This is a genomic window from Collinsella sp. AF05-9 (genome assembly GCF_003465595.1).
Lineage (GTDB): Bacteria > Actinomycetota > Coriobacteriia > Coriobacteriales > Coriobacteriaceae > Collinsella.
Window position 1 is genome coordinate 18,310 of the sequence record NZ_QSBB01000016.1, and the last position, 9,549, is coordinate 27,858.

Genomic DNA, 9,549 nt, shown 5'->3' on the forward strand with positions numbered 1-9,549 from the left:
AGCCTTTCGATTTTGGGGAAACGTAGAGGGTATCGCTACAATATGGTATCAACTGCAGAAATTATAGAGGAGGAGTCTGCCCATGCCGGGTAAAAGCCTAGAGAACATGCACGTAGCGGTCTTGGCGGGCGGTCATTCCGCCGAGCGCGAGATCTCGCTCGATTCGGGAAAGAACGTTGTGGTGGCACTGAAGGAAGCCGGCTACACCTCGGTGGAGCTGCTTGACACGGCCGCTGATGACTTTATGGTAACCATGGCGACCGGCGGATTCGATGTGGCATTTATCGCCATGCACGGCGCCGGCGGTGAGGATGGCGCCATGCAGGGCGCCATGGAGACCCTGGGTATCCCCTACACGGCCTCGGGCGTACTTGCCAGCGCCTGCGGTGCCGACAAGGAGGTCTCGAAGCTCCTGTACGCCAAGGCGGGCATTCCCATTGCCCCCGGCCTTGCGCTCGAAGTGGACGATGAAGTCGATATCGATCACGTTGTCGAGGTCTGTGGCGAGCGTTGCTTTGTGAAACCGGCCGACAACGGTTCCAGCTATGGCATTTCCCTGGTCCACGAGCCCTCCGAGCTGCCTGCGGCTATCGCCAAGGCGTTTGAGTTTGGCGACAAAGTGCTGGTCGAGAAGTGTATCGAGGGTACCGAGATCACCGTCGGCGTATACGGCGAGGATGACGTGCGCGCCCTGCCGATTGTCGAGATCCGTAAGCCCGAGGACTGCGAGTTCTACGATCTGGACGTGAAGTATGTCGACCCTACGGACATCCATCGCATTCCGGCGCAGATTTCGCCCGAGAACTACGTTCGTGCCCAGGAGCTTGCCTGTGCTGCCCATAAGGCACTCGGCTGCCTGGGTATCTCGCGCAGCGATTTTATCGTGAGCGAGGACGGCCCCGTTATCCTCGAGACCAACACGATTCCCGGCATGACCGATACGTCGCTGTATCCGGATGAGATTCGCCACACCGATGACATGACGTTCCCGCAGGTCTGTGACAGCCTGATTCGCATGGGACTTCGTCGAGCGGGCGTTGCATGCTAATCGAGGACGCTGTTTCGTCGGGAACGCCGCAGTTTGTCATCGATTCCTATGCCACGCTTGCCGAGCGCGCCAAAACCCAAGCGTTTGGTCTCATCGAGGAAGATGTTATCGTCCTCGATACCGAGACCACGGGTCTTTCGGTGCAGGAAAACGAGCTTATCGAGATATCGGCGGCTCGCCTTTCGGGCCGCGAGGTTGTCGATCGCTTCGATACCTTCGTGCATCCCAAGCAGCTGATTCCCGCCGAGATTACCGAGCTCACGAGCATTACAAACGCCGATGTGGCAGATGCCCCGTCGGCCGTTGAGGCTGTCGCCGCTCTCGCCGATTTTGTCGGCGGCTGCCCGGTGATCGCACATAACGCCACCTTCGACCGCTCGTTTATCGAGTCGGTCAAGGGCGGCGTCAACGTCAGTGACATCTGGATCGATTCGTTGGCACTGTCGCGCATCGCGCTTCCGCGCCTGGCCTCGCATAAGCTGTCTTTCATGGCCGACCTGTTTGGCTGCGACTCGGTGTCGCATCGCGCCAACGCCGATGTCGACGCCTTGTGTGGTGTGTGGCGCGTGTTACTCGTGGCGCTCACCGACTTGCCTCAGGGCTTGATGACGCGCCTGGCCGACATGTACCCCGACGTACCCTGGTCCTATCGTCCCATCTTCTCCTTCTTGGCGGGACAGAACCCCGGTTCCATCTTCTCTCTCAGCGCCGCCCGCGCCGACGTTCTCAAGGCCGATCGGGCCGATGATCGCGTTGATGCGGACGAGCTACCGGTCCTTAAGATGCCGAGCCGCGAGGAAATCGAGGCGGACTATGCCCCGGGCGGCCTGGTCAATCGCATGTATCCCACCTACGAGCCGCGCGATGAGCAGATCGCGATGGCGCTCGAGGTCCGTGACGCGCTCGTTACGGGAACGCATCGCGTGATTGAGGCGGGGACGGGCGTCGGCAAATCGATGGCTTACCTGGTGCCTTTTGCCGAGGCCGCGCGCCGCAACAACATCACGGTGGGTATCGCGACTAAATCGAATAATCTTGCCGACCAGCTCATGTATCACGAGCTGCCCAAACTTGCTGAGCAGCTGGACGGAGGCCTATCGTTTTGCGCCCTCAAGGGCTATGACCACTATCCATGCTTGCGCAAGCTTGAGCGCATGAGCCGCGGCCAGGTCGAGATTACCACCAAGCGCGATCCGGCGGACACGCTCACGGCGGTCGCGGTCATCATGGCGTACGTGTGTCAGTCGGCCGATGGCGACCTCGACTCGCTCGGCATTCGCTGGCGCAGCGTCAACCGTCCCGACTTTACGACGGCGTCGCGCGAGTGCGCCCGTCGCCTATGCCCGTTTTTCCCCGATAAGTGCCTAGTCCACGGCGCCCGCCGTCGCGCGGCGCATGCCGATGTGGTGGTCACCAACCATTCCCTGCTGTTCCGCAATGTTGCGGCCGAGGGCAGAATCTTGCCCCCGATTCGTCATTGGGTAATCGACGAGGCCCATTCCATCGAGCGCGAGGCACGCCGTCAATGGGCGCGCGTGGTGTCGGCGGACGAATCACGCGTTCTGTTTGAGCGTCTGGGTGGCTCGAGCACCGGCGCGCTAAGCCAGGTTTCCCGTGATTTGGCAACCTCCGAGGGCTCTACGCTCTATCTGGGCCTTACTGCCAAGGCGACGTCGACGGTTGCGCGCGCGAGCATGGCGATCGCCGGCGTGTTCGATGGCGTTCGCGAGCTCGGTCGCCGTGCCCGTGGGGGCTATGACAATGCCAATCTATGGATTGGCCCCGAGCTGCGCGAATCTGACGACTGGCATGATTTCTTACAGTCGGCCTACGCTGCCATCGGCACATTGGAACAAGCTGACAAGAGCGTCGACGCGCTGGTACAAGCCGTCGCCGCCGACAAGCCCGAGGTTGTTGTCGACCTGGGTGATATCTCGCGCCGCCTGCACGAGCTGGCCGAGAACCTAAAACTCATCATTGATGGTACCGATGAACACTACGTGTATTCGCTGCAGGTCAATCGCAGGCTGCGTGCCGGCGGAGAGTCAATGACCGCAGAGCGCATCGACATTGGCGAGGCCTTGGCAACCGAGTGGCTGCCCGAGGTTCACACGGCTATCTTTGCCTCGGCGACCATGACGGTGTCCAAAAGCTTTGAGCACTTTAACCATGCGGTCGGCCTTGATCGCATCGGTGCTTCAACGTCGTCATCGCTGCACTTGGATTCGAGCTACGACTTCGATTCGAACATGGCTGTAGTCGTTGCGGGCGATATCCCCGATCCGCGCGATCGTGAGAGCTATCTTACGGCGCTCGAGCGCGTACTGGTCGACGCCCATCTTGCCATGGGCGGATCGGTGCTCACGTTGTTCACCAATCGGCGCGACATGGAGGACCTATACGCCCGCGTTGAGCCCAAGATGGCCCGTGCGGGTCTGGAGCTCAACTGCCAGCAGCGCAACTCATCTCCTCGTCGCCTGCGCGACCGGTTTATCAACGAACCGACCTCGTCGCTTTTTGCGCTCAAGGCCTTCTGGGAGGGGTTTGATGCCAGCGGCGAGACGCTGCGCTGCGTCATCATTCCCAAGTTGCCGTTCTCGAGCCCCACGGACCCGCTCTCGTGCGAGCGCAACCTGCGCGAAGACCGCGCATGGGCGCGCTATTCGCTGCCTGAGGCGGTGCTCGAGGTTAAGCAGGCCGCGGGGCGTTTGATTCGCTCGTCGACCGATAGCGGCGTGCTGATCTTGGCGGATCCTCGCCTGGTGACGAAGGGCTATGGCAAGAAGTTCTTAACGTCGCTGCCCACGAGCTCCTACCAGCGCATCGAATCGGCGCAGATCGGGCACTATCTACAGCTGTGGCGTGCACGCCACGAGCGGCGGCGCTAAAGCGGACAGACGAGGGTTTTTGCCATATCGCACAGATGCTTTGACAGGGTGGGGTCATCCAAGATGCGGATGGCTCCGCCCGCTGCGATTATCTGGCTCAGTAGCCAACGCTCGGAGCCGTAATGCACGGTTACCGTTGCCATGTCTGCCCCGCTGCGCTCGATGAGGGTGATGCCGGCCCAGTCCAGATGCTCCGCCATGTCGAATGGCATCAAGAGCTTTGCGCTACGCTGCGTCCGGGCAAGGGAATCGTGGAGGGATGCAACGTCCGGTGCGTGAGGCACGACGGAATCTTCCGTCAAGGTGAGTCCCTCGATTTTATCCATGCGATAGGTGCGCTGTTCATCGACTGCGATGTCCCAGGCAATCAGGTATGTTTGGTCGCCGTTTGCCGTAATGCGCAAGGGGTCGACCAGACGCTCGCGTGGCCGTGCATCGTCCATCGAGCGATACGAGATGAGGCAGCGAACGCCGTCCTGAATGGCGCAGCTCAGCTGCTGCCAGTGCGACCCGTGGTTGACGGTGTCAAAGACGCGCTGGTTATAGCCGAGCTCTTCGGGTAGAAGAGCGTGTCGAATCCGAGCTGCCGTCTGCGGCTCGATTCCCAACGATTCAAGTTCGTGGTTGAGCACAGCGCCCTCGGCGGTACTCAAGCGCAGCGGTAGCACACGTCCGGCGTCACCGGTGAGGACCACACGTTCGCCGTGGCATTCGCAGATGATGCGCGCACCCGATTCTCGGTCCGCGAGCGTCGAGACGATCTCGAGAATCTCGTCGAGCGACACTCCCGTGATGTCAAAGCGACTGCAAATCTCAGTTCGTGTCATGCCGCTCTCGCCGGCGGCGTAGAGGGCCTCCATGATGTCGATGGCGCGCGAGAGCCTCTGCTCGCTGGTGAGTTTACGCACGGGCATGCTCGTGCACCGTCCTTTCAATGAGGTGGTTCCACGCCTGCTTGAGCGATTTGGGGGCCATGGGCCTCATGCCGTCCATGGCGTGGGCCATGCAAAATGAGGCGGCGGCTTCAAGATCGCGCACGTCAACGGTCCAAGTCCATCCCGAATCGGTGTGTGCGAGCTCACCTCGCCCGCGCGTGAGGCCGTTGATCATATCGATCTGCGTCTGCGGGGCGAACGAGAACGTAGCCGCAACGGGCGGGCGGTCGGCAAAATCGAATTCAAAGAACAGGTAGTCGCTGAGGTTGAAGTCCGCAGGGATAACGTAGGCCTTCGAAGGACGCCAAGCGCGAACGATACGGTCGCAGCGGAATGTCCTGATGTCGCCGGTGGCATTGTCGAGGCCGCAGAAGTACGCAACGCCCTCGCGCTCGAACATGCCGTAGACGCAGACGGTACGCTCTTTCTGCTCACCGCGTCCGTTCTGATATAAAAATCGCAGCGCGCATCGCTCGGCAAAGGCGCTCCATACCGCATCGACGGTGGGAGAGCGGCGGATCGGTGCTTCGTCTACCGCCGACATGCCGGTGAGGTAGGCAATCTTGGAACGAATATCGGCAAGCGGCGCGGCAAAAGTGGATGAGCCGGCCGCTAGCGTCTGGTCGATGGCGTTGAGCAGGATATCGGCGTCGTCTGCGGTGATGAGGCCGCCTGCAGCAAACGTGTGCTCGCGGTCGATTGTCCATGAGCTTTCCTCGGTCTCCTGCGCGCCGGCGGGGCGAACCTCCTTGATTAAGATGCCGCGTTCGAGCAGTTTGTCACGATCGCGCCGAAACTTGCGCTTATCCGAGTCGATATTGCCCGAGCCATATCCCAGGTCAGAATCCAAGACGATCTGCTCGGTCGTCAGCGGTTCGGGGGAGCTGTTGAGCACAAAGAAAAGATTGAGGATGCGCTGAGCCGTTTTATCGAAACTGGGCTCCGAATTCCCCTTTTTAATTGTCGCGGTCGCGTCGCTTGCCGTCATAGAGTCCTCGCATGAGAAGGTGGTTTGCTGCCATGATTTTAGTCCGATATGGAGATTAGGCTATATCCTTGTCCGCTCGGGGCGTTAAGATGGCCCGAATTCGGTCGTTTGCGCTCGCTCGGGGTATACTTTCGACTATATACGGTTCTAATGTGCATGCATTGGGCCTATTTGTCGGATTATGGATGTGGAGCGCACATGGCGAACACCCAGAACTATATTAACCACCTGCTGCAGAACACCGGCATCACGCCGGCATGCAGCGAAGAAGAGCGCTTGGCTGCCGAGGATATCGCTCAGATCTTCCGCAACCACGGCTTTGATCCCGAGGTTCAGGAGTTCAATGCCCCGGCGCCCAGCAGGTTGGCATTTGCCGTTACCGGCATTCTTGCGTTTGCCGGCGCCCTGCTGATGGGCATCGGCGGCGGCATCGGCTTGGTCGGCACCTTGCTGGCCATTGTCGGTGCCGTTCTTTACGTGCTCGAGCGCACGGGCCATCCCGTGGTTTCGCGCCTGGGCAAGACGGGCGTGAGCCAAAATGTCATCGCCTACCACAAGGCCTCGGGCCCGCTCGCGTCTCCGCGCAACCGCCCGGTGGTCGTTGTCGCACACTACGACTCTCCCCGTGCTGAGCTGCTCGCCCGCGAGCCCTATGCTTCGTATCGTGCGCTCATCGCCAAGCTGTTGCCCGTTGCCACGGTTGCCCCTGCTGCCGTTGCCATCTTGCGTATCCTGCCGCTCCCCGGCGCGCTCAAGGTTCTGCTGTGGATTGTCGCGATCCTCGCTTCCCTCGTTGCACTCGCCAACGCGGCAAACATCATTTCTAACCGTTTTGTGCTTCCCTATACGTCCGGCGCAGTGTGCAACAAGTCTTCTGTCGCCGCTATGCTCGGCGTTATGGACAACGTTGCTCCCTTCCAGGGCGAAAACGAGTTTCCCGACGATGTTCCGTTCGATACCTATTTTGGGGAGCAGAAGCGTCGTGCCGAGGAGATGGCGCGCGCAGCAGCGGAGTATGCCGCGGCCCAACAGCAAAACGACTACGGCAACACCATCGAGTATGAAGAGCCTACCTACGCCGAGGACGAGTTCGGTCAGCCGATTGCTCCCGACGCTCAGACCGAGCCCGAACAGGGCGAGGCTTTCGACGAGCAGATCGAGGGCTTTGAGGGTGCGTCTGCCGACGAGACGCTGATTGGCGCCATCGTGCCCGAGGATCAGAATCAGGCTGTCCAGGCCGAAGAGTTCAATGACGAGGTTCCCACTGCCGAGCCGGCGGAGGAGCCTGTCGCGGCCGAGCCCGAGCCCAGGCTCTATCGCAATGCCGCCGGCAACATCCGCTTTGGTTCGGATGCCATCCGTGCGCTCGGAATGCTTCCCGAGTCCTGCACGCTCGATTACGAGGAAGGCGAGGAGCCGACGTTTGAGCCCGAGCCTGCCCCCGTCGTGACTGCATCTGCGCCCGTTGTCGCCGTGGATGATGAGTCTGCCGCGGTTGCCGCTGCCGTTGCCGAGCCCGAGGCGGTGTCCGCGATCGATCCCGCGGCAGGACTGGACATTTTGGCTCCCGCCGCGCCGGCGCAAGACGTTACGGACGAGCCTGACGACGATTACGCTGAACAGCCGAGGCGCGTGTCTTACGAGAGCGATACTGATTTCTCGGCCGAGATTCCCGCGGCAACGCCCCATGCCGATATTGCATCCGCGTTCTCTTCGATTGGCGCCAGCGCTTCCAACTTCTTTAAGGGTGCGCTTGCAAAGGGCAGGAAATTTGTCGACGATTTCGAGGGGAAGCGCGCTGCCGCACGCGAGGCTGCCGAGCAGGAGGCTATCGCTCAGCAGCAGGCAGCCGAGGCGGCACGTGAGCGCGCGGCGCAAGAGTTCGAGCAGAACGAGGCTATGCAGTCCGTGCCTGTCGACGCCGCCGAAGCTACAACGTCCTTTGAGTCCCAGCAACCGGCGTCCACGGATGTTGTTGAGGAGACGACGTCTTTCGAGGCTCAGCAGCACGTCGATAGCACCATGTCGTTTGATGCCGCGCAGTTCGATTCCACGATAACGTTTGAAAAGCAAGGCACCGCGATTGCCGAGCCCCTTCCTGTTTCCGATGAGCAGGGCGACGCGGCAGACGATGACGAGCCCATTGATGCTGTCGAAATCCAAGATGTCGCCGAGGACGAGCCCATCGAGGCCAACTCTGACGAAGAGCAATACGCGGCAGCCGAGCAAGATGATTCGACCGAGGTCGAGCAGGAGGAAGTGCCTGCGGTTTCCGAAGCTTCCGAGACAGATGAGTCGAGGCCTTACTCCACGCAGATTTTCACCATGCCGGCCCCGAGTGGTTCCGGTGCCACGGTTGCCGATGTTGCTCCCACCCAGGACGAAACGGTCGATTCCCTTATGGCCCAGATTTCCTCCCAGGCATCACCGCGTCCGCAGATGAATGTTCCCGATCCGGCGTCGGCTCCGTCGCCTGCGCCTTCCTCGTCTCCGCTGGCTTCGGTCCCCGATCCGTCGCTGCCGTCGATGAAGCAGGCAAACGTTGCGTCTCGCACGTCGCTGTTCGACCTTCCCGACCCCTCCGCACAGGTCAACGACCCCTTTGCTACCGCTCAGGGTCCCGAACCAACATCGGCACCCGTTGCGCCTCCTAGGCCCGTTGCGTCGGGCGCTCAGCCGATCGAGACCATTTCGGCTCCCGCCCCGGCGGCACCCAAGTCTCGCAAGCGCGGCCTGGGCGGCCTGTTCGGTCGTAAAAAGAAAAACGAACAGGACAGCATGAGTGATTGGCTGGGCGTCGAAGACGATTACGATGCCAAGAAGTCCGGTCGCGGCATCGGTTCGTGGGATAATTTCGAGGACGATAACGATGGCTGGAAGGGCGGCGCTACGTCTTCCGACGGCGCTTCTTCCGAAGATATGCTCTCGGCTGTCGCCTCTATGGGCGATGATGAGCTGCTCGGTCACGATATCTGGTTTGTGGCAACGGGCGCCTCGGATTGTGATGGCGCCGGTATGAAGGCCTTCTTGGCTTCGCATCGCGATAAGCTCCGCGGCGTCTTCTTCATCAATCTTGAATCCGTCGGCGCCGGTAGGCTTTCGGTGGTGACGGTTGAGGGCGAACAGCAGCTGCTCAAGGGCGATCGCCGCATCATGAACCTGGTCAGCAAGGTGTGCAAGTCGTTCCATGTCGATTGTGGCGCGCTCGAGATGCCCTATGCCAAGACCGATGCCTACGCCGCGCTCGAGGCGAGCCGCCGAGCCCTCACCATCGCCGGCGTGGACGGCACGCGTCTGGCTTGCGCTCGTACCGAGGACGACCTGCCCCACAATGTCAACCCGACGAACATTGCCACGGTATCCGAGGTCGTGACCGAGGTTATCCGCCGTTCGTAGACGGAGCTCTAAGGAGTCAACGTGTTTTCGTATATTAAGCGCCATTGGCCTGTCTACGTGATTTTGACCTTGATTGCCATTGCGTTGGGGTTTGGAGCCGCCTATATCGTGGGCGCGAAGGGCTCGACCCCCGCCTCCGCAATCAGCGAAGAGGTGGAGCAAGAACAGAGCACGGGTGCCGATGGGATTCCTGAGTCCGAGCAAGCAATCGTTGATGGTGGATCTTCGTCTGCAGAGTAGATACGGCGATTTAAATGATTGAAAGCGGGCGAGCCGGGGGACTGGCTCGCCCCC

Annotated in this window: 6 protein-coding genes; 4 read left to right on the forward strand and 2 right to left on the reverse strand. The window is 60.8% G+C overall.

What is annotated here, in order from left to right; all coding sequences use genetic code 11:
- Positions 1 to 82: 82 nt before the first annotated feature.
- Entirely contained in the window at positions 83 to 1,048 is a 966-nt protein-coding gene (locus tag DWV43_RS06145; RefSeq protein ID WP_117817399.1) for a D-alanine--D-alanine ligase, read from the forward strand.
- Positions 1,042 to 3,936, forward strand: a complete 2,895-nt coding sequence (locus tag DWV43_RS06150) for a helicase C-terminal domain-containing protein (RefSeq protein WP_117817397.1) — start codon at positions 1,042 to 1,044, stop codon at positions 3,934 to 3,936. Before DWV43_RS06145 ends, DWV43_RS06150 begins: the two co-directional genes overlap by 7 nt.
- Here DWV43_RS06150 and DWV43_RS06155 read toward each other — a convergent pair.
- Positions 3,933 to 4,850: a YafY family protein gene (locus DWV43_RS06155; RefSeq protein ID WP_055251313.1), complete on the reverse strand. Its 918-nt coding sequence runs from the start codon at positions 4,848 to 4,850 to the stop codon at positions 3,933 to 3,935. The two genes, DWV43_RS06150 and DWV43_RS06155, sit on opposite strands and share 4 nt — an antisense overlap.
- Entirely contained in the window at positions 4,837 to 5,859 is a 1,023-nt protein-coding gene (locus DWV43_RS06160; RefSeq protein WP_117817395.1) for a YafY family protein, read from the reverse strand. The genes DWV43_RS06155 and DWV43_RS06160 overlap by 14 nt, the downstream gene beginning before the upstream one ends.
- Positions 5,860 to 6,057: 198 nt before the next feature.
- On the opposite strand from DWV43_RS06160, the gene DWV43_RS06165 reads away from it, so the two are divergent.
- Both DWV43_RS06165 and DWV43_RS06170 read left to right on the forward strand, forming a co-directional pair.
- Positions 6,058 to 9,255, forward strand: coding sequence for a hypothetical protein (locus tag DWV43_RS06165; protein WP_117817392.1), 3,198 nt, complete (start codon positions 6,058 to 6,060; stop codon positions 9,253 to 9,255).
- A gap of 21 nt (positions 9,256 to 9,276) precedes the next feature.
- Entirely contained in the window at positions 9,277 to 9,495 is a 219-nt protein-coding gene (locus tag DWV43_RS06170) for a hypothetical protein (RefSeq protein ID WP_022094153.1), read from the forward strand.
- The last annotated feature ends 54 nt before the right edge of the window (positions 9,496 to 9,549 follow it).

Excerpts from the sequence above, each read along its gene's own strand:
- DWV43_RS06145 (WP_117817399.1), top strand. The coding sequence starts at position 83 with ATGCCGGGTAAAAGCCTAGAGAACATGCACGTAGCGGTCTTGGCGGGC.
- DWV43_RS06155 (WP_055251313.1), bottom strand. The coding sequence starts at position 4,850 with ATGCCCGTGCGTAAACTCACCAGCGAGCAGAGGCTCTCGCGCGCCATC.
- DWV43_RS06165 (WP_117817392.1), top strand. The coding sequence starts at position 6,058 with ATGGCGAACACCCAGAACTATATTAACCACCTGCTGCAGAACACCGGC.
- DWV43_RS06160 (WP_117817395.1), bottom strand. The coding sequence starts at position 5,859 with ATGACGGCAAGCGACGCGACCGCGACAATTAAAAAGGGGAATTCGGAG.
- DWV43_RS06150 (WP_117817397.1), top strand. The coding sequence starts at position 1,042 with ATGCTAATCGAGGACGCTGTTTCGTCGGGAACGCCGCAGTTTGTCATC.